Source organism: Achromobacter kerstersii, assembly GCF_902859595.1.
Lineage (GTDB): Bacteria > Pseudomonadota > Gammaproteobacteria > Burkholderiales > Burkholderiaceae_B > Achromobacter > Achromobacter kerstersii.
Genome location: NZ_CADIJQ010000004.1, coordinates 445116 through 471818 on the forward strand (window position 1 = coordinate 445116; position 26703 = coordinate 471818).

Below are 26703 nucleotides of genomic sequence, written 5' to 3' on the forward strand. Positions count from 1 at the left end.
TCATTAAAGGTGAAAACTTGATTCCATTCAACTCAATGAGTTGGGGAAATTTGGTTCATCCACTTTGGACTCGCTGGTTCATTGAGCATGGCATTCTTTCCCAGAAAGTTCATTGATCTTGGGTGATGATTGGACCCATCACATCGCGAGGTCCCACATCCTAGTCCGCCTGGGCGACACTACAATTGCTATGAGCTAGACGCGGCTAACGAACGACTGCCATCGGCCAGGAGCTGTCAGTCAGCCAAGCGGGAGAATTTAGCCAATCGCGTCCGCGTGATTGACCATCTCACAATTGCACACTTCAGCGGAAGCGTTTCCAATTGATGACGGTCATTCATCGATCAGAGCCTCTTGCACCAATCAGACCGCGCATTGCAATGGCCAGCACCAAAAGCGCCAAGCCGGCGGCGGTCAGGGTTGCCGCCGTGTAGAAGCCGATCAGGGCCCAGTAAAGGAGGGGCTGCTCGGCGGCAAGGATGTCAGGTCCCTTGTGGTTGTTGAGCAACCCGGTGTGCAGGCTTTCCACCACTTCGGTCGCTCCCACAAAGCAACCCCAGCCGATCAAGGCCGCGACGGCGAGGGCCACCATCGACTGTATGCATGGCCGTCGGCGGCTCGGGGCATCCGGACGGCCCGTCACGTGCTCACTGCGTTGGTAAACGTCACGAGGAAGATGGTTCGGGGCGATGTCTTAGGCATGGCAGTTCGCTGATGCTGGCGGGAAAAACGACTTTACTCGAAAGCCCTCTTTTGGATTTAGCGCCCGGCTACTTCGGGCACTTCTCGATGGCCCGACAGCCGGCTACAGTCGGCCAATTCCGGACGGCAGCCCGCCGCCACCAGCCCAAGCTCGAAGAAAGAAGCAGCGACTGTGAAACAGCTTGTGCGGCGGAAACTGGGGGGTGTTGTCCTCAACGTTGAGCACCGAACTGCCTTCGCAGGCCAAGCGAAAGGAAGTGCCGGGGCTCTGAACAAGCGTACGAGGAAGACTCTCAGTTACGTCTCTCTCCCAGCACGACGATTTCGCCAATCCGCGGCAAAGATCGATTGAATCCACACTTGTAAGCCAAAGGCTGCAAAGGCATCGGGCAAGAGTCCGGCCACTGGGCGCTGACGCGAGGCAAAGCTAGGAGACAATGATATGGACACGCCCATAGACGTCGAGGCCACGACGGAGATCCCACATCCCCGTAGCGCTAACGAAGGCCACTCCCTTGCGATATAACAGACGCAACATCCTCGACAGTTCGCCCTACACCGCTTGCGATTCCTTCAATATTAAGGCCGAGTGTCCCCGCAAGTCCGCCAGCAATCCGCATAGACATATCCTCGTCAACCTCAAGCGCCGGAGCCTCTAGCGGCCCCTTAAGCCTGAAATCGAATGCAGCCTTGCCGTTACGATCCTCCAACGCTAACAAGGCTGCTCGTTGGGCGATAGACAGCAACCCGTCGTCCGCCAGCTTTAGATGACTTAGCGTCAGTCGGCCATGACCATCAATTTGACGCTTTACCGCGCCAGCGTGTAAGACTAGCTCAATACGGCCCCCATCAAAGCTCAACTGGGAACCTCTTTGCAGGTAAGGCGAAAAATAGTGAATGGGTACGTCTAGAAGTTGAAGCTGCATATCGACATCGAGGGTGTCTAAGCCAAGCCACCCCTTCTGAATCCATTTCCCCCCGGGAGATCCTGGGAAATTTCCCGTTGCATTGAACCGAGCATGCGGTCGCTTGCTCGCGTGTACATTTTTAGAATAAGTCAGTGGACCTATCTCAACCTGAACGCCCGTCAAAGGGATGTGATGGGGATGGTGACTAACTTGACTGTCATAGAACTGGATCGTTCCGTCGACAAATGCAAGACGATCAATGCGGATTTGCGTTGGCATGAAAGTTCGTGATGAGCTTGAGTCCTGAGCGTCAGCCCCCAACGGCAGCAGTATGAGATCGCCCTTCGACTCTCTCCATACAACCAAGTCAAAGCGCGAGACAGTTACTTCAGATAGTTCAACGCGACGTTGAAAAAGTGCCAGCCAACTCGGCCGGATGTCGATCGATTCCGCTTTGAATGCATGTTTCTCGGGCGCACCCCGTGCGGGCTTGATCAAGACATCATTCAGCAACACGCGATTCCAGCTCACGCTTACGTCGCGCACCGAGCCATCTTGACCAACCAGCAGCCTTACCGAATCTTTGATTTCATGCACCGCTATGGTGATCGCCAGCCCCCCAAAGCCCAACAGCGAAAGGAGCACGGCAGCAATAACATGGCGAGCTCGTGGAGAGGGTAAGCCTCTCATCTGTTGATCTCCGTTGGGCTTGCGTTTAGGCACTTCCGTTTGAGGCTCAAGATCGGCGTGTACGGAGATATGCTCGGGTCCGGGCGCTCACTGGCCGGAGCACAATGGTACGTCGGGTGGCACGACAGATTGCAAAAAGGTCGGCGTGCAATATTGCTGCGACAGATTTTTATTCAAGGAGATATTTGTGCGAGCGCCCGACGTATAGGAGCGTCGGAAACCTGTATAGGGCCGTGGAAGGGTATATCCATGTCGAGCACAAGATATACGGACGAAGCGATTAGAAAAGATGCGACAACAAGCATTCCCACCACCACTCTATTTTTTGGTGCGCGATAACCGAACGTCGCAAATATAAGCGTCATCCAAGCAGCCAGCATTCCAATCAAAGGCCCGGGAATTGCGCCGTCTGATTGCTCGAGGATCTTCCAACGTTGGGCGACCAGCGCATGGTACTGCTGCCTAATTTCTCCCAACATCGCCTCATGAAGCCGGTCATCAGGCTTGATCACATTTAACGCGATACCCACCTTATCGAGATGCTCACTAACCTCGGACTTAAGATGAAGTCTTCCTCTATCGTCCCAATAAGGATTCGCGACCGCCTGCTCCACATAGGTAACCAAGTGCGCTTTCGCAACTTCCGCAGGCGGGCCGTACGTCCGAAGTGTTCGCTCAAAAATGATCAAACCGGTAGCGTAGGCATGTACATCGCTGTCTATAGACGCGAAGGTGTTCTTTGCCGAGTTAATCATCAAGCCAAAGACTAGCGAGGTCATGACCACAAATACGTTTGCTACGAGCCGAATAATATTGTTGGTTTCGTCATTCCGATGATGGGGTGCGAGCACCGGATATAGATACATCATCGACAGCGCAGCCGCCAACGTACTGAAGAATATAGCTACGCCGATCCAGAATACTTCCATCCGAACACACTCGTGAGCGATTAATCAAACCTGACCATGCGCAGCGCAGGCATTTTCGCAATCCCACAGGATTAAACTGACCGGGGCCTACGTTTCAAGTCCGCAGGTCCCCCGAGACCTCACGGAATTTTTGCTGTAATGAATGCGACTTCGTGCTGGTGGCCGGGGTACTGACCATTCATCCAAGACGAAAACTCCTGCTTGGAAACTCGATGATGATAAGCATCATAAAGCCACAGCAAAAACTCGTCAGTTTGCGCTTCTGAGTCAAGTGGCACTCGCTTATATGTCGGATCAGCTTTGATGTCGGAGATCAGCCGATCACGCCATGCGACAAAAGATTTATCTTGCTCCATTGCAACGAACTTCTGTTCCTTGCGGGAGTCCGCAGCACAACCTTGAAGCAGCGTCATTGAGAGCGCTACGGAGGCGGCGAGAGTAATGCACGTGCGACGCAGTCGTAGATTCATCAGTTTTCCTGAATTTGTGGTGTTGGCCAAAAGCGGCAGAAAAATCGAATCAAGTCACCCCATCTCACCTAAGCAAGAGTGCTTGCCCGCGGCATTGCGGATACGTGTCAAATTAGCTTGCCTTAATTATGACTCCTGGAACTCCACGTCGGATATCGTAGGAAAAACTATCTCCACCTCGCGACTCGCGCGCTCGATCGGTATATCGCCCTTTCGCCCGGTATTCCATAGGCGAACCGGCGCCGGTAAGCGCTCCCAATGAGAAAAGATACTCCGGCAGATATCCCGAGAAAAGTACGCGGTAGTCCAAAGGAAGGCCAGGGACGATTCGGTCCGCCAACTGGTAAACAAGCGTAGTGCAATTCGCGGTGATCGTATTGTAGAAGCGCGGTTTCTTTAGCAACGAATTTGCGGTGTCGACATAAGCGAGGAACAGCGCGGATGCTGCATGTTGCTCCATTGCCACCCGGTATATGTAGCCGTCTTCCCCGCGAACGTTGGTCCTGACCTTAATACTGTCCTGTTCAGTAGATGCCAATACTGATAGTTCGTACTGCCTGAAGAATCCGCCAATCTCTGAGAATTTATCACCGTATTTACGTCGTATTTCGACGGAAAAAACTGCGTACTCCCCACCCTCAAAACCAAACGACACCATTGCATGGGCAATCGCGGGCCTCCCCCAGTAAGACAGAATCAAGTCCACAGAAGCGAGGCGCGAAAGATCATACTCACGGGATACCCAATGCGGATCGAATTCGTCCGAAGACACCCACTTGAAATCTCGAACATTGTGCAAGCGGACGAGACCGTCAACATGTGATCCATATGTTTGACGCGAGACTTCGGGCATCCATGCGCGATCATTTAGCGGCCGGACCAAGAAAAACCACCACGACAGTAGCAGTCCAAACATCCCCCCGAACAGCCAAAGGCACGATGAAACTCCGAGGAGAAAACCGACAAGCATCGTCGCGGATAGCACCAACCACAAGGCAGGGAGCGCCCAGCGCAGCTTTCCCGCCGCAGAGCACTTGAACCAAAGCGCCATTGCGCCCCAAGTCGCGCTGACGCCAAGGAGAACCACCGCCAGGAAGGTCATCATGACTGCTGCCACTCTCTGACGTCGCGTGCAAGCGGAACGTAGACTACTGATCTAGAGGGCCGCAATAGAGTTCTCCTTCCTTGCACTCAAGATATCCACGCAAGCTTCTCATCCGCGTACGCGTATGGTCCTCAAGGCACATACTCAGCACCATGGCGTTGGCGCTACCGCCCTCCGATTTCAGCGCCTGAAAACTGCACTCACTATCCCGAAACTTGATCCATTCTCGCTGAGCGGCAACAAGCTTCCGTTCGGCCTCCGGGTCATCCTTAAGCGATTTCGTGAGTGCGTGATACAGCCGATTCAACTCTGCGTCTGCCCGATGCATGCTCTGAGTGGCACACTCATTAAGCGATGCCTGGCTGGTGGCGTTTTCACACGGCGGCGAAGAATGCGCGATACCAGTCATGAAGGTGCCGGCTATTGCGACGAGGAAAGCAGACTTCATATGGATTCCCTCAGATCGTTTGTTCATTACGTTTGACAGCTTCGCGATCTTGCTTACGCCATCCCGTCTTCATCGACGAAATTTGGCGAAGAGCAGATTGCGACACCTTCCACCATCCGGATGGCCGCGGATCAGCCAACATGCTGAGGGCCCTCGCATAATCCAGAGTCAGCCCAGGGGTCCAAGCCATCGTGAGCGCACGCTTCCGGATTTGCGCAGCAACCCAAAGCTCCGGTGTTATCAGAAGACGCAGCAAAACCATCCAGCCAGCATTAGCCCCATGTAAGCGACCAATCGCCCCATCGAGTGCTGCGTCCAACGCGTTCGATACGGAGCTGGAGCAATTTCGATACGTCAAATTATAGGTAGCAGTTTGGCGATACTCTTCCCAAAATGCTTGCAGCTTCTCGGGATCGTAGTTGCGTATGCGAACCTGAACGGTCGAAGGGCACCACGCTTTGGACTCGGTAGAATAGTCAGGTTGAAAAATACCAGGGACATTATTTTCCGGTGTCGCGCGCAGCAGTGCACCGAACTGCTCCGGCGAACGGTCGATTTCTACGCCAGGATAAAGACTGATATAGATGCCTTCCGGTGATTCAAGTGCAGCATGCCCGGTAGAAACCACACCGTTTATATCAACGGCCGCGATGTAGCGATCCACAATGGGGTAATTGCGAGTTTCATCCTTAGCGGATCCAGACGGGGTCCACACGTGCACAGTTAACGCTTTCTCAGACGACGCGGGTGGCCCATCGAAAGTGGTCGGACTAATGTCTGCCTGAAGCGTCGTGGGCATGAAGCTCGGCCTAGGGTTATCCGAAAGCCCTGGATTTGACTCCAAACTGCGCACTCGCCGCGCGAGAGACCATAGCTTTAGTCCAGAAAAGCTGAGAAACAGGCCAAGGCAGTACGGAACTGTGCCGACATAATTTGTCGGGTACGGCTGAAAGAAGAAAATTGCCAGCAGGATTTCAACAATCCCTGAGAAAAAAACTATGCGCCAACGCTCATATCTGACGACATATGACGCGATGCATTGCATCAGGCCTTCTATCAAAAAGAGCGCGCCAAAAATCATCGATAGTACGAAATGCCCGTGATGATGGCCGGCGAAAATTAGGGATCCAGCAATCAGGACAAAGACGCCCTTGACATAGCGCAGAACCTTCTGCCCACCCACTCCCGATTGCGCGACAAGCAAAGTGGATATGCCTTCGATAACGAAAAGTGCAGCGAAGAATTCCAGCGGGAAATACAGCGCATTGTCTAATGCATCAACGAAAACAAGAATTCCGCTAATTATAAAAATCCACCCTAAGGCCGCTAGGGCCGCCGCGCGCTTGCGCAGATACTCGACTCCAAGCAAAAGCAGTACAAGGCTTGGCATTATTGACTCCGAGTTGTCGCGTTGTGCGTTTTGGTAATTTTATTCATGCTGTGGATCTAAAGAAATTATCTGTAAGTCCATGCGTGGGCACCAACTAGAGACGCCCGCCATGATCGCGATCTTCGAAGTTATTCCCCTCGGCGACTCACGGCGCAAATCGGACGCTTGCACTTTCCCTACGGTGTGAATCGAATCTGCAGTCCGAAGGTGGGGCAGCATGCCGCTTTCAACCCTCACTCACCCAGTAGTAGTCGCTTTACGTCTCTCTGTGGAGGCGCCCCGAACAGGCGACTATATTCGCGGCTGAACTGCGACACGCTTTCATAGCCCACACGTAAACCCGCTTCGCCAGCGTCAAGCCTTTGATTGAGCATGAGTCTGCGAGCCTCTTGCAGACGAAGTTGTTTCTGATACTGAAGCGGGCTCATCCCCGAAATCTTGCGGAAGTGCTGCCGAAACGTTGACGGACTCATGTGGGCCTGAACGGCCAACTCCTCCATTCCGAGCGCGAGATGGAAGTTGTCCTTGAGCCAAGTCATGATTCTTGCGATCGCCTGGCTTGGCGATCCTGCCGCTACGATGTGCTGCAGATAGGGGCCATGCGGACCGGCAAGCAAGCGCGCCGTAATTTCGCGCCGAATGAGGGGTACCAAGGTGGACGTGAGCGCAGGCTCAGCTGTCACACTCAGCAGTCGAGTCAGTGCGTTCAGCACATGTCCGTCGACGGGCGCAAGCGAAATTGGACGATAGGCGAGTTCCCGGGGTGGGCTCGGCAAATCCATTTCACTAGCTAGCTGGATGATTTCCCCCTCGTCCAATGCAAGTGTTAGGCCGAGGTAAGGCATAGCCTTGGTCGCACGGGAGACATGCGCCATAACGGGAAGGTCAACAGTAGTCAACAGCGTATGGCCAGACCCGAGCTCAAATATCTCTTGTCCCAGGATGACCTGCTTTCCACCTTGTGCGATAACTGCGATGCCAAGCGTATAGATACAGGGCATCGGGATCGTTGGTTCACTGCGACGATACGCCGCGAGACCTTGAACACCGTTGACGAAATCGCCGTCAGTTTTTGCCAGTTGAGCAATGGCTTGAGTTAACGGTGTAAGCATGGTATCCGCCATCGGCATGGGTCCAACAAGATATTTTTCTACGAACCGCTAGGTAGACGAGCGGAAATACTAACACCACGTACGCCGCAGCAACTCCGCCATCGAAGAATGTTCGTTGAATCAGGCAATGATAGGCGCGAAATGGGCAATCGACTTTCAATTCGGGAACGTAGAATTTTCCGAATGTTCGGCTGGCTTTCGCGCTTGTCGTCCAGGCGTCCAGAATCCAAAGGAAATACAAGATGGAACATTCGAACGGAATCAAGGTAACGCGGCGCGATCTGCTCAACGAGGCCGATTCAACTACGGCGGCGATGTCCAGCCGAGGCGCGCAAGCCGCCGCTGAGGTGACCGGCGCGGTTGTCACGTCCAAGATCACGCTCAAGGTCAATGGCCAGAAGAAGGCGCTTGATCTGGACCTTCGAACCACATTGCTGGACGCCTTGCGCGATCATCTTCATTTGACCGGGACCAAGAAAGGCTGTGATCACGGCCAATGTGGCGCCTGTACCGTCATTGTCAACGGACGCCGAATAAACTCCTGTCTGACACTAGCCATCTTGCAAGACGGCGCGGACGTCACCACGATCGAAGGCTTGGGCACACCGGAATCGTTACATCCGATGCAGGCCGCCTTCATCAAGCATGACGGTTACCAGTGCGGATATTGCACCCCAGGGCAGATATGTTCTGCAGTCAGTGTTCTCGCTGAGATTAGGGAGGGCGTACCGAGTCACGTGACGGGCGAGCTGACGATGCAGCCTCTATTGTCCATGGAAGAAATGCGCGAACGCATGAGCGGCAACATTTGCCGCTGCGGCGCTTATCCCAACATCATTGATGCCATGACTGAAGTAGCCGGGAGCCAGGCATGAGAACGTTCACGTATGAGCGCGCGAGCACGCCTGCCGAGGCTGCGGCCGCGGCAGCTCGCACACCAGGTGCCATGTTCATCGCTGGCGGCACTAATCTTCTAGACCTGATGAAGTTGCAGATCGAGAAACCCGCACATCTTATCGATGTGAACCGTCTGGCACTCGATAAGATAGAACCCACATCTGAAGGCGGTCTGCGCGTTGGGGCGTTGGTACGCAACACCGATCTGGCCGCGCATGTCGACATAAGGCGCGACTACGGCGTTCTGTCGCGCGCACTGCTCGCTGGAGCTTCAGGGCAACTCCGCAACATGGCCACAACGGCCGGGAATCTAGTACAACGCACACGTTGCTCTTATTTCTACGATACAAACCAACCCTGTAACAAGCGCGAGCCGGGAAGCGGCTGCTCGGCGTTAGGCGGCTTTAGCCGGCATCACGCAGTGATTGGAGGGAGCGACGCCTGTATCGCGACACACCCCAGTGACATGGCTGTGGCGTTGCGAGTGTTGGATGCGTCCGTCGAGACAATCAAGCCGGATGGATCGGCACGAGTTATTCCGATTGCCAACCTTTATCGGGCCCCCGGAAGCACGCCGCACCTGGAAACGTTCCTAGAATCGGGTGAATTGATCACGGCCGTGACGCTGCCAAAACCTGTGGGAGGCCTCCAGGTCTACCGCAAAGTCCGCGACCGTGCTTCCTATGCCTTTGCGTTGGTTTCGGTGGCAGCCGTCGTTCAGCCCGATGGTACGGGACGCGTGGCCCTGGGTGGAGTTGCACACAAGCCATGGCGTGACGAACAAGCAGATCAACGGATGGCTCAAGGGGCCAAGGCTGTTGCCGACACCTTGTTCGCAGACGCCACACCGACGCATGAAAACGCGTTCAAAGTGGTGTTGGCGGAGCGCACGATCGCTGCCGTTCTGGCTGAAGGAAGGAACTAGTCCATGAAATTCGATACCCCCGCCACATCAAATCCGATCGACCAGATGAAAATTGTGGGCCAGCCCCACGACCGTATCGACGGCCCGCTTAAGACAACGGGTATCGCCCGCTATGCCTACGAACGTCATGATGCAGTGCCCGATGCTGCCTACGGCTTCGTGATCGGATCTGCCATAGCCAAAGGTCGAATTCGGTCCTTCAATTTGCAGGCTGCGGAACGTGCCCCTGGCGTGCTGACTATTGTTACGTACTTAAATGCCGGAAAGCTTGGGAAAGGGACCTATAACACCGCCAGACTATTGGCGGGTCCCGAGATCCAGCATTATCACCAGGCCCTGGCTATAGTCGTGGCTGAAACCTTCGAGCAGGCCCGTGCGGCCGCCATGTTGATTCACGTTGATTACGAGCGCAGTGTGGGTGCGTTCGACATGAAGGCAGCATGCGACGACGCGGTAGTCCCGCCACCTATTTGGGGTGCCGATCCTGCCGACACGGCAGTAGGCGACTTTGCCGGCGCGTTCGCAAATGCCGAGGTGAAGCTGGATGCCATTTACACGACGCCGGACCAGACGCACGCCATGATGGAACCGCATGCGTCCACCGCGGCCTGGAACGATGGCAAGTTGACGCTATGGACTGCGAACCAGATGATCGCGTGGACGGTGGGCGACGTCGCGAAGACCCTAGGGATCGCAAAAGAAAATGTTCGCTTGATCGCACCCTACGTGGGTGGTGGTTTCGGCGGTAAGCTGTTCCTACGAGCGGACGCGTTGATGGCGGCACTAGGTGCACGCGCTGCCGGACGCCCTGTAAAAGTAGCGCTAATCCGCCCCTTCATCGCTAATAACACCGTGCATCGAGCCGCGACGATACAACGTATTCGTATTGGCACTGCAGCGGACGGCCGCATCAAGGCCATTGCTCATGAGACGTGGTCTGGTGACTTGCCCAACGGCTTGCCAGAAGCCGGCGCCATGCAAACGCGTTTGCTCTATGCAGGTGCTAATCGCTTGACGTCTACGCGCCTCGCGGTAGTCGACCTTCCCGAGGCCAACGCCATGCGCGCGCCCGGGGAGGCACCCGGCTTGATGGCACTGGAAGTCGCCATGGATGAAGCAGCGCAGGCGTTGGGGATGGATCCCGTCGAGTTCCGCATCATTAATGACACGCAGGTCGATCCAGAGAACCCTGAGCGGCCATTCTCGCAGCGAAATCTGAACGAATGCCTGCGATTGGGTGCTGAGCGTTTTGGATGGGGCAAGCGGAACGCTACGCCGGGACAGGTGCGGGATGGTCGCTGGCTGGTGGGGATGGGTGTGGCTGTCGGCCTGCGAAACAATCTAGTCATGAAATCAGCTGCGCGCGTACGCTTGAACGATTCCGGGAACTTGACGGTCGAAACAGACATGACCGACATTGGCACCGGCAGCTATACGATCCTTGCGCAAACCGCAGCCGAAATGATGGGTGTGCCGCTGGAACGTGTAATGGTGCGCCTTGGCGATTCGAGTTTTCCGGTATCGGCTGGCTCGGGTGGGCAGTGGGGGGCCAATAGTGCCAGCTCAGGCGTTTACGCCGCTTGCGTCAAACTTCGACATGCTGTGGCCGAGCGGCTGGGTCTGGACCCTGCCACGGCCCAATTTTCTGATGGCGAGGTTCAAGACGGTGAACGTCGCTTTACCTTAGGGCAAGCGGCGGCTGAATCGGAGATAGTGGCTGAAGATGCGATAGAGTTCGGCGATTTGGACAAGCAGTACCAACAGTCCACGTTCGCGGCACACTTCGTGGAAGTCGGTGTGGATGAGGCGACAGCGGAAATTCGCATCCGTCGCATGCTGGCAGTATGTGCTGCGGGCCGAATCCTGAATCCGAAGTCGGCGCGCAGCCAAGTAATCGGCGGCATGACGATGGGAGTCGGGGCCGCCTTGATGGAAGAAATGGCGGTCGATAAGCGAATAGGCTTCTTCGTCAATCACGACCTAGCGGGCTACGAGGTGCCGGTGCACGCCGACATCCCGCAGCAGGAAGTCATCTTTCTTGAAGAGAATGATCCCATCTCATCACCCATGAAAGCCAAAGGCGTAGGTGAACTGGGACTTTGCGGCGTGGCGGCAGCAATCGCCAACGCGGTGCAAAATGCCACGGGGGTACGGGTACGTGATTATCCCGTCACTTTGGACAAGCTGATTTCCAAGCTACCGGAATTCGCTTGATTCTCACCGCCCTGCAACACGGACATTTTGGTGGGCAGGGTGACCCTATTCTTCACTGCGATAACCTCAGCCATGATGCTCACTGCTATCTCGGCTGGGGTTTTACTCCCGATATGAATGCCGACCGGGCCGCGTAGTCGAGAGAGGGATTCTTCAGTCTCATCAAAATACTCGATCATGCGGTTACGGCGATTGGTGCTGTTACGGCGCGAGCCGATTGCGCCGATATAAAACGCGGGACTGTGCAAAGCCTCCAACAGCGCTAGGTCATCAAGCTTCGGGTCATGACTAAGTGCAATGATGCAAGTACGCAAATCTGGCATGAACGCAGTGACTGCGTCATCGGGCATCACGGTGAGTTTGCGCACCCCAGGCACCGCCCATGTACTCATGTATTCAACGCGAGGGTCGCAGACGGACACAGTAAAGCCGTTGAATAGTGCCATGGTGCTTAGATATTCAGCCAGCGGACCAGCGCCTATCAACAGCATGCGATATCCCGGGCCCAGAATGCTGGTCATTCGCTCACCGTTGAAGGTCAGTTCATCGGGGGTGTCCGTGTGCTCCAGCGAAACCTCTCCGTCTTTGCGCGAAACGATGCGTCGAACCAATTGGCCGTCGTCCATCCTTCGGACCAGCTCATCCAGTTGAGCATGGTCAGGATTAAATTCCAACAGCAGTTCCAGCGTCCCGCCGCAGGGCAAACCAAACCGATGAGCTTCGTCGCTGTCAATGCCGTAACGAACCACCTCCGGCAGGCGGTCTGCAATGGGGCCACCGCCATGAACACGGGAGTGACGGGCGATCAAATCATCTTCAATGCACCCCCCTGAAACAGAGCCTACGATTCGCCCGTCGTCACACAGCGCCATCATGGCGCCTACAGGACGGGGGGACGAGCCCCAGGTTCTTACCACAGTGGCCAGCAATGCAGGGGTGTTGGCAGCACGCCAGTCCCTGAGGCTGCGCAGGACCGCAACATCCATGCTATCCATCTTGAATTCCTATGTGTTGTGGTCAGAAGTATGCCGCGCATAGGGCGTACCCCGTTTGCCTAATTCGTTGATTCTGTTGCCCGATTCGCGCTCGTCCAAGCCACAGGTAGCGCTTCCCCCCGCAACGATAGTTGCCGAGGAGGTCGTCAAAATTCTCGTCTCAAGCCGTGTTAGGAGCTGCATCGGTTTTCGAGGTTTGGCGTATCAACGGCGCAGCGCCTATCAATCGTGTTGATGCCCCACCCTTGAGGCGTTCGGTCAACAAGGATGCACCTTCGATTCAGCGCGAACTGCAACAGCCGAATGAATGCACCGTAGGAAGCAGTCGCGCCCGCCCAAGGTCGAATGACTGCTATGGGTCGGCTGGCCACCCTCCGTAGGGGCACACTGAATCTCCCTTTACTCAAAAGGAGATTGTCATGGAATCCGCGAATGCCGCCGTTGGCCGCCGTGCGCCATGGAACAAGGGAAAGCTGACCGGGCAGAAGCCGCCCCTAAAGCTCCGAGAAATTTGGGCAATTCGAATGAGACTTCAGATGGCTTCGAACACCCGGGAACTCGCGATGTTCAATCTCGCAATTGATAGCAAGCTTCGAGCGTGCGATCTTACGAGATTGCAGGTACAGGACATCCGTCACGGAAGCCACGTTGCCGCGCGAGCTACCGTCATGCAACAGAAGACCCAGCGTCCGGTCCAATTCGAGATTACGGAGCAAACCCGTGAGAGCCTTGAAGCATGGATCCAAGCGCGAGGGCTAAAGGCGGCGGATTTTCTGTTTCCGAGCCGGTTGCATACGTCGCCACATCTATCGACGCGGCAGTACGCCCGGATCGTGCATCGCTGGGTCGCATCGATTGGCCTAGACGATACCGCATATGGAACCCACACTATGCGCCGTACAAAAGCCTCTCTGATCTACCGCAGGACGAAGAATCTTCGGGCTGTACAGCTCCTGCTCGGGCATACGAAGCTGGAAAGCACAGTTCGCTACCTTGGCATCGAGGTTGACGATGCCCTTGAGATGGCTGAACAAACAGAGGTTTGATGCATCCTGGCCGGCGAGCGGTCGCTTGCCGGCCAAACGCTGCCGGTCAGCATTTATTCTTGCCTGCCAGCTTCAGGCTCAAAGCAGTCGTTAGCAGTCGCACCAGCTAATACGTAACTCAGGTGCGATAGACTGCCACGCATCTCCCGACTCGGGGTTGCCTACCGGAACAAACCGCTCTACCGAATGCAAGCTTCAGATAATTAGACTGCTAAGCCACTCTTACTGATCATGCAACAGACGAAACGCCACCATTACGTGCCCAAGGCCTATTTGAAGGCCTTCTGCGACGACCAGGGCAAGCTCCTTGTGTATCGCAAGGATGCGCCCACCCAGCCGTTGCACCAGGTACCTGACGCGACCCAGTTCCGTAGATATTATTATTCTCAGCCCATCCCGGACGGAGGCCAGGACAACAACACGCTGGAAGCCGCGTTTTCCTCCATCGAGACTCATTGGCCGGCAACCGTGGCTAAACTGCATGCTCGTAGCGATGCGAACGACCGGCTGGAGAACATTTTTCATTTCATTGCTCTGCAGCGCGTTCGGGTGCCGGCAAGTCGTGACATGGCCGAGTCGATGCTCGCCCAGACTGTCAAGGACGCGATGAGGTCCATGCAGGCCATCGGCGAGATGCCGCCGCTACCCAAGTGCCTCGAGGACTTGCCGAACCAAGTGCAGATCGCCATCGACCCCCACAGGTCCATTCATGCCATGGTGTCAATGCTGCACGGCATGGAGAAACTCTTTTCGTTGATCGGCTTGGTGGCAGTCCACAACAACACCGGGGTTCCGTTCATCACAAGTGACAACCCTGTGTTGTGGTTTGACCCGTCGTTGCCATTCGATGAGCAACGTCCGTACACTCTTCAGCCGGGTGGGCCTATCTTCCTCGTGTTTCCGGTCAGCCCGAAGCTCGCTCTTATCGGCTCGACGCAGAGCAAAGAGATTTTCGGAACCCACGGCCTGCAGCATAGCGAGGTACCAAACGAGGATATGGTCTATGCCATTAACAGTCAGGTCTGCCGCTTTGCCTACGAAGCCGTCATCACTCAAGAAGCTGGATGGGAAGAGCTAATTGCCGAGTACGCCGGGGTGTCGCCAGTGCACGAAGCAGTCAATATCCCTACAGCCAAGGGTATGGCAACCATGCATAGGCTGGCTTTCGGCCCTCGTGTAGCTAAGCCAAAATGGACGCGTAACTAGACTGAGGGGCTCGCAACCGTTGTTGGCGATTCTTGCGGTGACGAGAGAGGGGCCTCTGCTGAACATGCCAACAGCGCGACGCTCCGACGGCCCCTTTCGATCTAGTACTGGACAGGATATTCGAAGTCGTCAATTCCAACTTCAGTCGCGCCGCGGAAGAATTGCCGTATTGTTCCAGCGAGGGCGGGTATCTGGGGAAGACCTGGGATTCATACAACTTTGAAGGATCGGGCTAGCGACCAGGTTGTGGCCATAAGCGGGTGCCTTCACGAACCAACTCACTAATGCCGCTCAATTCTGCGATTCGCCTAACCTGCGCCTGGTCATTGGTCGCGTAGCCAATTGGTACACATACGGACTCGCTTAGCGCAACCATCACCGAAACGACGGCAACGCGCTCAGCGATGAGGACCACCTCAAGCGCTGTTGGCACCTTTTTTGTCGGTGCACGGACCCCCATGTCGAAGACTCGGCTGAACGTCCGGGACAAAGCGTCCGTCACCGAGGCTGGGGAGATCACCACGGATGAGAGAGTCCCCCCTTTTGTCCGTGCTCTGATGACGCCGCGCAATGCTTCGAGGGTCACCGGCACATCCTCCGTTGCCCCCCACAGCGAACCGCCGGGTCTGAGCCACCAAGTTTGCCAACAATGATCCGCACTGGTGTCCAACGCAGCATCCTCAAGCAGTTCGGCAATGGCTCGACGGTTGCGTTCGACGTAGGGATATCCCACCAGAGGTACTGTGCCGCTCGTACTGTGATTCATTTCCTGCTGGAACCAGGCAGCCAAGTCGAAATGCCCCTTTTCTCCTAACCACTGTGACCAGTCACGGTGGTTGAACATTCGGGCGAATTCGTTGGAGGAAGCTTGGCTTGGGTTGACGTGTTCCAGCTTGCGTAGCTCGATGGACATTGCCTCAGTGAGTTGCTTTCCTCGCGCCTTCGAATCCGCCCCGCGCAGATTCAAATGTGACTCAAGTCTGGGTTCGCCTTGCAAAGTCAGCCGCTCGCTACCTCCGATCTGAACAAAGCTGTAGCGGCCGGCGTGCACATCAAGGATGGAGTAAAGGCTCCACTGATCCGCCTGCTGATCATTGCGCGCGATTCGCAAGTAGTCCCGGAAATTGTCATGGAATGCCGCACGGGCCCCTGCATTATCAATCTGCTGACGAAGAGGAAGCGGAATAAGGTGTTGGACGTTGCGCAGTCCGCGACCACTGACCATGTGCTTTGTCACCAGATCGAACCAAACGTCCGCGTTCAACGGTTCTGCGACAGTGATGGTCGGCGCGTCTTCCGTAGATGTTCGAAACATCTCCTTCGCTGAGGGGTGCAAGCTTAAACAATCTCCATCCACCATGACCAAGCTGCGTGATTGGAGGTCAGATATCGCGATGCCGAGGTCTCGGCCTTCAAAGCCGAAGAAGCGAGCCAGCCTGTCCGCTGAAATGGACTTCACCACTAAAAGCGTTTTTAGGATGAACTCATCCACCATAGGCAGCCGACGCTCCTTCGTTCTCTCGGCCGAGATTACAAACTGGCGGCAGGGAAGGTTGAACCCAAACGTATTTGTCTCGAAGGTATTGTTCTGGTACATACTTATCAGACCTCCGAAGCGTTGAGGAAGGTGGCGTGGCCCGGATTGCTCTTCATGTGTTCAAACACTCTGCGCATAGGTGATTTCGTTCCAACTCTACGACCCCACATATCCGCGTCGCCAACAATGATTAGTCGTTCCTGAGCGCGCGAAACAGCCACGTTGCAGCGGTTCGGGATTCCCACGTGCCCTGGGGCGCCGTTGGGGTTGCTGCGCACCAAGGAAAGGATAACAATGGCGTTTTCCTTTCCTTGGTAAGAGTCGACCGTGTCGATGCGCACCAAGCGCTTGAACTTCGAATCGAAAGGACGGCGCGACCATGCCTGTTCAATCTGCCGCTTTTGCCCTGCATACGTGCAGATGACACCGATTGGTGTTTCATCATCAAGTTTTACCAGCGCCGTGATCAAGACCCTGTCCGCCGCCAACCTCTCAAGCACCGCGATGACGGCGTCAACTTCGCTGCGATTGTGAATAGTAGTCTCGCCTTCCGGACGGAACTCGGAGTTCATGTTCGCGTTACTAGCATCCACCCAGACGAGGGGCTTGGACAACCAGGACAGTCCGAAGTCGGCCGGCTGCAGTGCCGACTTTCGCGCCTTGGAGGTTGCCAACCGGATGTTGCTTTGCTCGTAGAAGCACTCCGAAACCAAGTCGCAGATGGCACTGTCCATGCGGTATTGCTCGGTTAAACGCACGCCGATGGCCTGGCCATAAGTTGATGTAAAGGCGCGTTCGAAGTCGCTGCGCTGGAGTTCCTCGGACGAAATGTTCGGTTCGACGTCCGTGAGGTCGCTGAGCATTTGATCATCCATCATCGGCAGCAGTTGGAGATGATCGCCGACTAGGAGGATACGCTTGGCCATTTGGATAGGCACCGCCAACTCACCAGGCGTGCACCGGGCCGCTTCGTCAACGATTACCCAGTCGAACACCTGCGTCTCAATCTTGATGCGTGTCTGTCCGACACCGACGCAGGTCGCAGATACAATGCTGCGCGTTTTGGCTAAGAATTCTTCGAAGTTCCGCCCCGGGGATCCGAGCGAAGCCAGCCAGTCGTTGGTCAGTTTCAAGGCACGTTGAGCCGAGCTTGCGTCAGCCGGAGAAACGTTTGGATGTCTCTGGATCAGCGCGTCGACAAGCAGGTCGTAAGCCTGAAGCGGCGACACGTCGTCGATTCCTTGCCCGGCTACGGCCTTGAACGCCACCTCGAAGGCATCCCGGACTCTTGCTCGCTGCACGCGGTTGCGCTCGCGATCAACGGCCAGTTGTCCTTCTTCCTCATCCAGTGCCTCATTCACTGTGCTCAAGCGCCGTGCGAGAGACCCTACCTTCTTGTCTATGTCGAACAGCTCGGACGCAAAAGCCCGATCGACGCCGAGCGCCCTCGTGAGTTGGCCATACCTATTCTTGGCGGCGGCATCAAACTTGACTCGGTAGCTTTCCCTCAGTTCAGATGTGAGAAAGGGGCGGATGCGGTCTGTGATGCCTTTGGAGCCGATGCGCAAAAGACTGGGCCGCGTCTCGCCGCGCTCCTTGTGCAGGCGGAGCAAGGACTCAATTGCATTGTTGACAGCCTCATGCGATTGACTTGCAATTAGAACACGCTGGCCGCCTCCCTTTGAGATTAGCCAGTGGACGAAAGAAGCTATAAATCGGGTCTTGCCGGTTCCTGGGGGGCCCTGAAGCAGGCCTACCGGCCCCGAAGAGAGAAGGTGCCGGAACGCGTGTTGCTGGCCCGCATTGAGCCCATAGGCCGCAAGCTGATCATCGTCGATAGAAAGGTCGAAAGACTTCGGTGGGACGTTCTTATGCGGATCGAAGTACTCCACCAGTTCGCCGATAACCGAACGGCCGTCTAGGATGCGACGGACGGCCCGTGAGCGTCGCTCCATCGAGGTGTGCTCTCGGCGTTCTGCCAAACGGAGGCGATCTCCCTCCGAGATATTTCCGCGGTCGCACACGATTCCAATGACGCTCGGGAACGAGCTCGAAGCTAGGTCGACATAGCCAATCTTGCGATTGCCGGCGTACACGTCGATGGAGTCTTCCTCATCGAAGTCGAAATCCCGTCCTAGGTTCTCGTAAGCCAGCATTAAGGTCTGGCCCTTTTGAGCTATGACTTCGTTGACGGCGATCTCGACGCGAGATTCCTCTTCGATTTCGAGCAACTTCGTCCAGTGCCAGGTCACTTCGAACTGCGCAGGAGGTGCCGGGCGATCCAGCTCGGCGCAAAGCGTAGTGAATCGCTCATGGCTGCAGAGGTAGACGTAGAGTTCTTCAAATCCGCCGCTGCCCTCATCTTCAACCGTTAGTCTAATGGGGAGGTCACTATGCGCCGAGCGCGACTCGCGCTCAAGGCTCGTGAAGAAGGTCTTCCTGAAAAAGTGCTGTTGCAGTTCGTTTCCGGTTCCCTTCAAGATCAACTGAGCTTTTTCAGTCGTAAGATCGAACGTGACCATCCCCGACTGATCGACGTAGCGCCGTACATACAGCTTGTCAACCTGCAAGAAACCATAGGTAGGATGCTCGGTCTTAAGATGAAACTCGATCACCTTAGCCGCCGTTAGCGCGTCCACGGCTTGCGACACCTTCGCCAAAGTATATTGAAGAGACTCAACAACCGGCTTCTTAAGTTCGGCGTCAAGCTCTGACCGAATCGCCTGAGCGGCATCGCCCGGATCCAGTGCAAGCAGCATCTGGGCTGCCTTCAAGGCAGCAAAGCGGTCGATCGCTGCTTGCGGCAGCACCTCCCAGTTTTCAGGAAGCATCGACGGCGTTCTTGCTGACCCGTCGCCGATCGGCGAGATGTCAAACGGATCAATAAGGCAGACCGTTCGATCGTCGATGTTCACCAGCACATTGGACGGAGAGATGTCTCCGTGCTCACAGCCGCGCTCGTGTAAAGAAGTGACAGTGCGCAGCAGATCGGCGGCGAGGTGCAATCCGATGTTCTCACTTAGTGACCTGAGCTCTGCCAAAGGCGTCCCCTCGCTGCGTTCATAAACAACGAAGGCGCCCAGGGGGGAAAGACCTCTCGAAACAAATCGCGGGAGCCCCCTGAGGGGGGCGTCAATCAGCTGATCAACGCTCAACAGCAACTTCAGCAGCGCGCAGTCGCTCTGTACGGAACGGCCGCGCAACCATGACATCCAGACCTTGACCATAATGGTCTCGGCTCCGTCAGTATGCGTGTAAACCTGTTTCTGGTTCGAGGATGAGACGACGCTGGACAGCGGCCACCGGACATATGGGACGTCAATAGTCTCAAACCGGTCGAGCAGGGTCGCATCAAACCCACCAACCGGCCCGGCTTCGACAACGACTGCAAACTCGTCCATCAACTCTGCCGCGCTCGCATATCGAGATAGGGGGTCGGAGGCCAGCCCTCTTCGCACCCAGTTGTCAAGATTCTTGAGCTCCGGCGGCAGCGCTGCGACAGTTGACTCGATGTCTAGAGCATTTGGAACCATCCCGGTGAGTACGTGGGAGGCGAGGTGGGCGCAGCTGTAGACGTCCCTCTGCCGACCGGTGCTGGGGCTGCCACTGGCGTCTTCTGGTAAGAACCCCGCGTAGCCCCGCAAGTCCTTCAGCCAGTCCATCATCGTCGTCTTGTCCGGCAGCTGGCAGGACATGAAGCCGGTCAGCGCTAGGTCGCATTGGCCGCCTACCCAAATTGACCGAGGACCGATGTCTCGGTGAGTCACATTGACCCTGTGGAGCTCTGCAACCATGCTCAGCAAGCTTGTAACTATGGTGATGCGATCCGAAATACTCAGCATGTCCGCGTTGCGCACGATGTATTGGTCGAGCGGATACCAGCCTGGCGCAATTTGGCGTACTTCAAAATGTTCGGTCGAAATCTCCTCGTCAGGGGTGGCGACCTCCCGAAGCACGCGCTGACGACTAACAAGTTCGCTGCCGATGTCTTGCAGATAGGCAAACGCGTTTGTCTCGCGCATGGCAACAACCTTGCGCATCTCCGAGCTATTTAGGCCGACTGGCAGATTGTTGAACGACCAAGTTCGCACCATCGCCTTCAGACGCTTCTCGTCGCTTCGTTCAGCTAAGTGGTCGCGCCAGACCTGCTTCGGGTGCACGAAGATGTCCTTCTCCGTTACCGTGTAGCCCGCCCAGTCTGACTCGAGACGCTGGAAAAGCTGCGTGTTGTTGAAGATCCTGTCGAATTCCGCCTCGAGACTGCATGCCTTAGTAAGCGACACCTTGCCGCGCTTAACATACAAATGGCGCTTTGCAGGATCACCGATAGCAATTGCCTGCGTGAGGCTTAAGCATCGCGCCTGCTCATCCGGCGGAAGGTGCTCCGCATTGGCGGTACCCGTGAAGACGACGCGCGAGTCCACATAAAATGCCCCGGCGAGCGCGCTCTGCCCTTGAATTACAGACTTGAGCTTCTTAGCCTTTTCATCGACAAGGATGGCTGCAGATCGCTTGCGAGGGGCCTTGTCAACGAACCAACGGTCACCTTTGCAAGTGAGCTTGCCATTCCAGTCCTTGATCTCAAGGAGAAGAATGAGGTCGTCCATAACCACGACCGCATCAATCTCCATTGGAGATTGATTACGAGGAAAACAGTTCAAGGATACGTAAAGAAGCCAGCTCGGCGGAAATGCTTTAGATAAGGCATCGATGCCCTTGATTTCGCGAGGCATGATACCTGCGCTATTGAGATACCTGACTTTGCAGGCCATTGCCTCTCTCCGGATTGATTGTTCGCTCGATCGACGAAGCCCCCCCAATGTTAATACATGATACTTATAGTAAGTAAAATGCATCTAAAATGGACTCTGCGTCCATGCGCCTCGAACTCGTGGTAAAGCCTCCGCCACCGGTGGGCAAGAAAGGCCGAGCGCCTTAGTTGCCAGTACCCCCCCGCGCGCATACAAGCGCCCCAGAGTCATCAACTATTGGCCTACGAGCAGAACGACGAGTGACCGAATGGGGCGGCGACTCCGCAGGGCCGTTAAACAATGGCCTTTTTCGGTATCTGAATCTCCCCTCCATCAATCCTCGAGCCTGACCGGCAACACGCAGCCTTATACGGCTTTCACACAGACGCGTCTAAGGTCAGGTCTTGGCTGTGCATTCAACCGGTCGTTGCAACACACTAGAGACTGCGCAAGCCGAAGAGGTGTTGCAAATGAAGCAGAGACCTCGAATCTACTACACCGAAAGTCAGAAGCTCGTGATGTGGGAGCGCTGGCGAAAGGGTGACTCGCTTCAGCAGATTGCTCAACTATTTGACCGAAATCATTCGTCAATTCAGAGGATTCTTGCTGAGACGGGCGGTATTCAACCCGCGCCGCGCTGTCGATCTTGCCTAGCGTTGTCTTTGGCAGAGCGGGAAGAAATTTCTCGAGGCCTGGTCCGCGGTCAATCGATTCGCTCCATTGCCATAGGGCTCAGGCGTGCGCCCTCAACAATCAGCAGAGAGATCAAGTGCAATGGAGGGCAGTCGGAATACCGCGCCAGCCAGGCCGATCAAGCGACGTGGGACAGGGCGCGTCGCCCAAAGCCCTGCAAACTAGCAGACAATTGGCGTTTGGCGCAGTTAGTGGCGGAAAAGTTGGCTTTGCAATGGTCGCCAGAGCAAATCGCCGGTTGGCTGAAACGCGCCTATTGTGGGGACGAGGCCTGCCAAGTGTCGCACGAGACCATTTATCGGACCCTCTTTATCCAAGCGCGCGGAGCCTTGAAAAAGGAGCTCGTAGCGCATCTTCGACGTACCCGAGCCATGCGCCGATCTGGCCACCATACGCAAAAGACGGATGACCATGGGCGGATCGTAAATGCGATCTCGATAAGCGAGCGCCCGGCCTCAGCGGAGGATCGAGCCGTACCAGGCCATTGGGAAGGCGACCTGCTCTTCGGAAGTTGTAATAGTCAGATCGCCACGCTGGTCGAAAGGCAGACGCGCTACCTCATGCTGATCAAGGTGGCGGCGAAGGACACCGAAACGGTCGTCAATGCGCTGATCAGGCATGCTCGGAGGTTGCCTCATGAGCTATACAAATCTCTGACGTGGGACCGAGGAAAGGAAATGGCTGCGCATAGCCGGTTCACTCTAGCCACAGATATACAAGTGTTCTTTTGCGATCCACAGAGTCCCTGGCAGCGTGGAACCAACGAAAATACCAATTGCCTCCTCAGGCAATATCTTCCCAAGGGCCTCGACCTCAGCGACTACTCGCAGAACAGACTAGATGCTATTGCTAGATGCTTGAACGAGCGTCCGCGAAAGACTCTGGGCTACGAAACGCCGGCCGAGCGATTTAACCAAGCTGTTGCAACGACCGGTTGAATACACAGCCGAAAGCGGCCACTTGCCACAGGAGTCTTCCATACGAAGCACTGCGCTTCCTACTCCGACATTTTCCAATAGCCGAGTCCCTCGAGACGTCCATGTCTCCTCACCAATGCCCGTACGGGCATATCTCAAATCTGCCGGCTTAGACTGTCGAGCTAATTTAGTTGCGTTTATTGTGCAGTTCGCCTTTCTTCAACCCGCAGGCCGTCCATCCGCACAGAATAAGAGAAGATGTCCGAGCAATAGCAGGTGTTCCCCAAAAAAGCCAAAAGGCGAACTATATTCCCGCCCCTCAGGGTATGAGCGCTGAGAATAAAGTTCGCCTTTTTGTTTCGAGGGGCGAGCGCCCAAATCTTGTTCGCGCGAAGTTCGCCTTTCTTCAACGTCGGAAAGCAGGCGGGGATGGATTTATACAAAAGGTCGCCTGTTGCGAACCAGCATGACAACAATGAATTTCCTCGTTCGTGCAATGTTCTATCCGGAACGGGCTGGAGTTGGCGAAAAATCGGTGGCTGTGGCGCATGCAGGTGTTGAAATTTATTAAGCCTGGAATCGCGTTGCATGTAACATCAGCACAGCGTAAAACTGCATGTACGCGACCACGAGGCTAATCATGGGGGCATCAATCACCAACGCCCGAGTGCAAAAGCACAGGGATGCGCTACGCAGGGCGGGGTTGCGCCCTGTGCAAATCTGGGTGCCTGACACCCGGCGACCAGGGTTTGCCGAGGAATGCCGCAGCCAAAGCCTTGCGGTAGCCGAGTCGGACAAGGCGGACGAGCAATTAGAACGCCTGATGGACGAGGCCGTTGCCGAAGTGGATGGCTGGATGGAATGATGGCGTATGAGAGTATGGGCGTGGCACCTGGCCCAGCCTGTCGCCTCAAGCTCTTGTTGTTAGCAATCGGTAACCGTGACTGTTAACATCTTGAGTTGTGCCCGCAACGTGCGCGCGCGCATCTACTTCTAGATGTACTCATGAGCATCGCCTTTATTGCTGCCGTCGTTGGGGTCGCAGTGTTCGCTTCGTTGATCGGGTATGTCAACATTCGGGAGCGGCTTATTGAGAATGGCGATTTGAAGCGTTGACCGCTTGACGCGTCCGCTATAGCTCCCCAAACAATAAGGGTGGAGTTTGGCGAGGTTAACCGACGCTGCAACTCGCTCCGAGGATGGTGGGCGTCTTTGCTCGGGGTCGGGTTGGACTTGACCGATGAGGGCGTAACGGTCAGTTGTCTATATTCGCGGGGGACATCCCTGACTGGTCGTGACCTCAATGCATGCCGTACAACCGCTGAGCCGTTTGTGGTTGGCCAGGGTAGTCGGTTCAAAGCCTGGATGCATCCCGGTTTCAGGGGCATCTCCGGTCCTGTACCGTTGCTTAGGTAAAGCGGAGCAGCTCACTCGTAAGCGCTGGCTCAGTACCAAGTTTGCTGCGACGTTGAGAGAGGACGTGCCCTGTCGGCGCAAGGTATATTCTGGGAACGAAGACGCCGGAGACCATACCGTCTTTGTCCGATTCGTCGCCATTGTGGATGCGATTCATGTCGATGGGACTGCTTATGAGAAAGAAAATTAATTCCACGCCCGGCATGAAGATGGTCGTTCGTTACTCGACCATTGCTAAGTCCACTTTGTCGAAGGTCGCGAAACTTCCAAACGACCGGGCAGAAGCACCCAGGTCAGCAGAGAGTACAGCCGCGCGCGCGGTTCGTATGCCTGTTCGGATAAAAGTCCTTCAAATTCAGGTTCCCACCCACAATCCATATGACATCGGCACAGAAGAGACTCTGGCGGCGTTACGGCGGTCTGGCATTTTGACGAAGACCGGAAAGCTGGGCCGAACCTTCCGTTGATCTGGTGTTTGGTGCGAGTCGACGGTAAGGCTGACGTTCGGCGTTAAGCCGAGCTACCGCCCCGGGGCGGCGTCTTCATTCTTTGCCAAGGCGACGAATCGCTGGGGTTTCACGTCGGTGTTGAACGGCTCGATCTACAACATGGATCGTTCGATCACACTTGCCGCCGTATTCCTGTTCGCCCTCGACTCTGAGTTTCAGGAGTTGCAACTGAACCCTCCGCCGATGCCCACGAGCCTCCTGCATTCGTTTGTTCCGTGCGCCATCTGATCCTCCCGTCGACCCGCATGACACCCTAACGCCGGACACGAACGGCACAAACCTGCTTCAGTACCCGGACCTACCTGAAGGTGCATCGGTAAGCGAAGGCTAAAACGACCTGCAAGCCAACGCAGCAAAATGCCTTGGGGCTGCCTTGCAGATGTACCCCGACGCGCGCCGCCTGGGCATCTACAACCCACAGGTTGACCGCCTACTGGATCTGGCGCACAGTTCAAAGCTGGAACCGATGGAGCCTGCATTTTGAGAATTGGGCCGCAGCTTGGACATTTCAATTGCCTAAATCGGGTGGCTCTATGCGTGTACTTATCGTTGACGATGATTCGGATACCGCCGAGCTGACGGCCGAATGCTTGATGGTGGATGGCGACGTCACCGTCCAGATCGCGCACAACGGTGCCGCTGCACTTCGCGAGGTTGCCGAATTTTCGCCCGATGCGATTTTGCTGGATGTCGAGCTGTCTGATGCATCCGGCCTTGACCTCGCTTCCGATCTAAAGACCCTACGCGGACTCGCCCGCATCATCGTATTCAGCGGGACCGTCCCCAGATCCGACTCCGGATATTTACCGCCGGGCGTGGACGCTTGGCTCGCCAAACCCGCGCACCTTGAGCAATTCAAGCCTGTATTTCAGGAAAGCCCGATTCCATCTAAAGGCGCATCAAAAGCCAAAGTTCGCCCCGCCAGCTATTGGCCCGACCAACTCTGAACCAGCAAACTGGCCGCCGCCTGTACAGGTGGGACGGCCTTGGTTCGATCACGGCTTACTCCGGGTTCCGGCTGTCAGTCGGGGAACTCGCGATTCTCCGGCTGTCGCCGTCTTCTATAGCTGTAACGCAAAAGCCCCAAACGGAACTCCGTATCGGGGCTTTGTTGTATGAGAAGCGGGTAGAGGTCATCGATTCCTCACCGCGCTATGGGCTTGGCCAAAGCAACCGAGGGCTTTTTACTCGAGCGGATATACACTCGGCCGATAGACTCCGGTCATCAGGCCAATCAGGAGACCGGAAGGCAGACGCAGGGCTTACGTCGCGTATCCCTCACCGCTACGAATTGGAGCCAGAGCACACGGGCCACACCGCCCCTCGCACAACAAAATTTCTGGTGGAGTTGGTTGGAGATCTGGGGACTGTAAACGGCATATGTTCCAGATGCCCAGAAGGCATTTCCCATGAAGAGAATTTCTTGGGCTGGGAGGCGACTCCCAACCGGCTGATCCAGGTGTTTTTTGTCGCGCATCAAGACTTGCGAGCGGATACGGCGGCGTTACTGTTCGCCTTGGCCTTAGAAGACCTGCCTGCGCGAGGCGGCACCTCTTTGTGGGTGCTGGTAACCGTGGGCATCGACGTCGAACTGACAACCATTGAAGACCATTTCCGTCGTATCGCTGAGTGCAACTGGGTAGACATTCGGTACTCAACGGCGCCAGGCCCCGTCATCCAAGTCAAGACCACAAATATGACCGCGCTTTTAAAAGGCGCGGCAGCGGCCAGCCGCGAGGCTGACCAATAAGCTCGCAGTCAGGTCTGCGCTTGCGGCGGCAGCGAGAAACGCAAAGCCCCATCTGTCCTGCCCCCTATGGGCTCCTTGTTCGAAACGACCTGG

Annotated in this window: 21 protein-coding genes and 1 pseudogene; 11 read left to right on the forward strand and 11 right to left on the reverse strand. The window is 55.8% G+C overall.

Annotation, left to right across the window (positions count from 1 at the left end; all coding sequences use genetic code 11):
- Positions 1-337 precede the first annotated feature (337 nt).
- The 8 genes from HV765_RS15625 to HV765_RS15660 form a co-directional block, all read right to left on the reverse strand.
- Positions 338-592, reverse strand: coding sequence for a hypothetical protein (locus HV765_RS15625; protein WP_175170266.1), 255 nt, complete (start codon positions 590-592; stop codon positions 338-340).
- A 607-nt stretch (positions 593-1199) separates the two neighbouring features.
- Positions 1200-2300 carry a DUF748 domain-containing protein gene (locus HV765_RS15630; RefSeq protein ID WP_175170267.1) on the reverse strand — a complete coding sequence of 367 codons (1101 nt, stop codon included), beginning with the start codon at positions 2298-2300 and terminating at the stop codon, positions 1200-1202.
- A 173-nt stretch (positions 2301-2473) separates the two neighbouring features.
- Positions 2474-3229 carry a bestrophin-like domain gene (locus tag HV765_RS15635; RefSeq protein ID WP_175170268.1) on the reverse strand — a complete coding sequence of 252 codons (756 nt, stop codon included), beginning with the start codon at positions 3227-3229 and terminating at the stop codon, positions 2474-2476.
- 119 nt (positions 3230-3348) lie between these two features.
- Positions 3349-3699 carry a hypothetical protein gene (locus HV765_RS15640; protein ID WP_175170269.1) on the reverse strand — a complete coding sequence of 117 codons (351 nt, stop codon included), beginning with the start codon at positions 3697-3699 and terminating at the stop codon, positions 3349-3351.
- Between the two features lie 112 nt (positions 3700-3811).
- Positions 3812-4804, reverse strand: coding sequence for an Lnb N-terminal periplasmic domain-containing protein (locus tag HV765_RS15645; protein ID WP_175170270.1), 993 nt, complete (start codon positions 4802-4804; stop codon positions 3812-3814).
- Positions 4805-4847: 43 nt separating this feature from the next.
- A complete protein-coding gene (locus tag HV765_RS15650; protein ID WP_338077803.1) occupies positions 4848-5279 on the reverse strand; it encodes a lysozyme inhibitor LprI family protein in 432 nt (143 codons plus the stop codon).
- Complete coding sequence (locus tag HV765_RS15655) at positions 5263-6642, reverse strand: HdeD family acid-resistance protein (RefSeq protein ID WP_175170272.1); 1380 nt, start codon at positions 6640-6642, stop codon at positions 5263-5265. The genes HV765_RS15650 and HV765_RS15655 overlap by 17 nt, the downstream gene beginning before the upstream one ends.
- 233 nt (positions 6643-6875) lie before the next feature.
- Positions 6876-7766, reverse strand: a complete 891-nt coding sequence (locus HV765_RS15660; protein ID WP_254600600.1) for an AraC family transcriptional regulator — start codon at positions 7764-7766, stop codon at positions 6876-6878.
- 230 nt (positions 7767-7996) lie between these two features.
- Between HV765_RS15660 and paoA the strand changes: the two genes are divergently transcribed.
- From paoA to paoC, 3 genes are read left to right on the forward strand one after another with little or no spacing between them, the layout of a single operon-like run.
- The gene (gene paoA / locus HV765_RS15665; protein ID WP_175170274.1) at positions 7997-8629 is read left to right on the forward strand and encodes an aldehyde dehydrogenase iron-sulfur subunit PaoA; all 633 of its coding nucleotides are present in this window, start codon (positions 7997-7999) and stop codon (positions 8627-8629) included.
- A complete protein-coding gene (locus tag HV765_RS15670; protein ID WP_175170275.1) occupies positions 8626-9576 on the forward strand; it encodes an FAD binding domain-containing protein in 951 nt (316 codons plus the stop codon). Before paoA ends, HV765_RS15670 begins: the two co-directional genes overlap by 4 nt.
- Before the next feature lie 3 nt (positions 9577-9579).
- The gene (gene paoC / locus HV765_RS15675; protein WP_175170276.1) at positions 9580-11790 is read left to right on the forward strand and encodes an aldehyde oxidoreductase molybdenum-binding subunit PaoC; all 2211 of its coding nucleotides are present in this window, start codon (positions 9580-9582) and stop codon (positions 11788-11790) included.
- On the opposite strand, the gene HV765_RS15680 is transcribed toward paoC, so the two are convergent.
- Complete coding sequence (locus HV765_RS15680; RefSeq protein ID WP_175170277.1) at positions 11739-12785, reverse strand: XdhC family protein; 1047 nt, start codon at positions 12783-12785, stop codon at positions 11739-11741. The genes paoC and HV765_RS15680 overlap by 52 nt on opposite strands.
- Before the next feature lie 419 nt (positions 12786-13204).
- Here HV765_RS15680 and HV765_RS15685 point away from each other — a divergent pair, with 419 nt between their 5' ends.
- The 3 genes and pseudogenes from HV765_RS15685 to HV765_RS32200 form a co-directional block, all read left to right on the forward strand.
- Positions 13205-13831, forward strand: coding sequence for a tyrosine-type recombinase/integrase (locus HV765_RS15685; RefSeq protein ID WP_175170278.1), 627 nt, complete (start codon positions 13205-13207; stop codon positions 13829-13831).
- A gap of 231 nt (positions 13832-14062) precedes the next feature.
- A complete protein-coding gene (locus HV765_RS15690) occupies positions 14063-15037 on the forward strand; it encodes a DUF4238 domain-containing protein (protein WP_175170279.1) in 975 nt (324 codons plus the stop codon).
- A gap of 77 nt (positions 15038-15114) precedes the next feature.
- Positions 15115-15273, forward strand: a pseudogene (locus HV765_RS32200) (HEPN-associated N-terminal domain-containing protein); the annotation flags it as partial.
- Here the strand turns inward: HV765_RS32200 and HV765_RS15700 are convergent.
- Complete coding sequence (locus HV765_RS15700) at positions 15270-16634, reverse strand: hypothetical protein (RefSeq protein WP_175170280.1); 1365 nt, start codon at positions 16632-16634, stop codon at positions 15270-15272. The pseudogene HV765_RS32200 and the gene HV765_RS15700 overlap by 4 nt on opposite strands.
- Before the next feature lie 5 nt (positions 16635-16639).
- A complete protein-coding gene (locus HV765_RS15705; RefSeq protein ID WP_175170281.1) occupies positions 16640-21346 on the reverse strand; it encodes an AAA domain-containing protein in 4707 nt (1568 codons plus the stop codon).
- Between the two features lie 449 nt (positions 21347-21795).
- Between HV765_RS15705 and HV765_RS15710 the strand changes: the two genes are divergently transcribed.
- The 5 genes from HV765_RS15710 to HV765_RS15730 all read left to right on the forward strand — a co-directional run bounded on the left by HV765_RS15710 (position 21796) and on the right by HV765_RS15730 (position 26610).
- On the forward strand, positions 21796-22956 hold the full coding sequence (locus HV765_RS15710; protein ID WP_175170282.1) for an IS30 family transposase: 1161 nt from the start codon (positions 21796-21798) through the stop codon (positions 22954-22956).
- A 619-nt stretch (positions 22957-23575) separates the two neighbouring features.
- Positions 23576-23800 (forward strand): antitoxin MazE family protein, encoded by a 225-nt coding sequence (locus HV765_RS15715; RefSeq protein ID WP_175170283.1) that lies wholly within the window; start codon positions 23576-23578, stop codon positions 23798-23800.
- A 706-nt stretch (positions 23801-24506) separates the two neighbouring features.
- Entirely contained in the window at positions 24507-24818 is a 312-nt protein-coding gene (locus HV765_RS15720; protein ID WP_175170284.1) for a hypothetical protein, read from the forward strand.
- Between the two features lie 575 nt (positions 24819-25393).
- Entirely contained in the window at positions 25394-25807 is a 414-nt protein-coding gene (locus tag HV765_RS15725) for a response regulator (protein ID WP_175170285.1), read from the forward strand.
- A 476-nt stretch (positions 25808-26283) separates the two neighbouring features.
- Positions 26284-26610 carry a hypothetical protein gene (locus HV765_RS15730; RefSeq protein ID WP_175170286.1) on the forward strand — a complete coding sequence of 109 codons (327 nt, stop codon included), beginning with the start codon at positions 26284-26286 and terminating at the stop codon, positions 26608-26610.
- Positions 26611-26703: the final 93 nt, after the last annotated feature.

Excerpts from the sequence above, each read along its gene's own strand:
- HV765_RS15625 (WP_175170266.1), bottom strand. The coding sequence starts at position 592 with ATGGTGGCCCTCGCCGTCGCGGCCTTGATCGGCTGGGGTTGCTTTGTG.
- HV765_RS15630 (WP_175170267.1), bottom strand. The coding sequence starts at position 2,300 with ATGAGAGGCTTACCCTCTCCACGAGCTCGCCATGTTATTGCTGCCGTG.
- HV765_RS15635 (WP_175170268.1), bottom strand. The coding sequence starts at position 3,229 with ATGGAAGTATTCTGGATCGGCGTAGCTATATTCTTCAGTACGTTGGCG.
- HV765_RS15640 (WP_175170269.1), bottom strand. The coding sequence starts at position 3,699 with ATGAATCTACGACTGCGTCGCACGTGCATTACTCTCGCCGCCTCCGTA.
- HV765_RS15645 (WP_175170270.1), bottom strand. The coding sequence starts at position 4,804 with ATGATGACCTTCCTGGCGGTGGTTCTCCTTGGCGTCAGCGCGACTTGG.
- HV765_RS15650 (WP_338077803.1), bottom strand. The coding sequence starts at position 5,279 with ATGAACAAACGATCTGAGGGAATCCATATGAAGTCTGCTTTCCTCGTC.
- HV765_RS15655 (WP_175170272.1), bottom strand. The coding sequence starts at position 6,642 with ATGCCAAGCCTTGTACTGCTTTTGCTTGGAGTCGAGTATCTGCGCAAG.
- HV765_RS15660 (WP_254600600.1), bottom strand. The coding sequence starts at position 7,766 with ATGGCGGATACCATGCTTACACCGTTAACTCAAGCCATTGCTCAACTG.
- paoA (WP_175170274.1), top strand. The coding sequence starts at position 7,997 with ATGGAACATTCGAACGGAATCAAGGTAACGCGGCGCGATCTGCTCAAC.
- HV765_RS15670 (WP_175170275.1), top strand. The coding sequence starts at position 8,626 with ATGAGAACGTTCACGTATGAGCGCGCGAGCACGCCTGCCGAGGCTGCG.
- paoC (WP_175170276.1), top strand. The coding sequence starts at position 9,580 with ATGAAATTCGATACCCCCGCCACATCAAATCCGATCGACCAGATGAAA.
- HV765_RS15680 (WP_175170277.1), bottom strand. The coding sequence starts at position 12,785 with ATGGATAGCATGGATGTTGCGGTCCTGCGCAGCCTCAGGGACTGGCGT.
- HV765_RS15685 (WP_175170278.1), top strand. The coding sequence starts at position 13,205 with ATGGAATCCGCGAATGCCGCCGTTGGCCGCCGTGCGCCATGGAACAAG.
- HV765_RS15690 (WP_175170279.1), top strand. The coding sequence starts at position 14,063 with ATGCAACAGACGAAACGCCACCATTACGTGCCCAAGGCCTATTTGAAG.
- HV765_RS15700 (WP_175170280.1), bottom strand. The coding sequence starts at position 16,634 with ATGTACCAGAACAATACCTTCGAGACAAATACGTTTGGGTTCAACCTT.
- HV765_RS15705 (WP_175170281.1), bottom strand. The coding sequence starts at position 21,346 with ATGGCCTGCAAAGTCAGGTATCTCAATAGCGCAGGTATCATGCCTCGC.
- HV765_RS15710 (WP_175170282.1), top strand. The coding sequence starts at position 21,796 with ATGAAGCAGAGACCTCGAATCTACTACACCGAAAGTCAGAAGCTCGTG.
- HV765_RS15715 (WP_175170283.1), top strand. The coding sequence starts at position 23,576 with ATGGGGGCATCAATCACCAACGCCCGAGTGCAAAAGCACAGGGATGCG.
- HV765_RS15720 (WP_175170284.1), top strand. The coding sequence starts at position 24,507 with ATGTCGATGGGACTGCTTATGAGAAAGAAAATTAATTCCACGCCCGGC.
- HV765_RS15725 (WP_175170285.1), top strand. The coding sequence starts at position 25,394 with ATGCGTGTACTTATCGTTGACGATGATTCGGATACCGCCGAGCTGACG.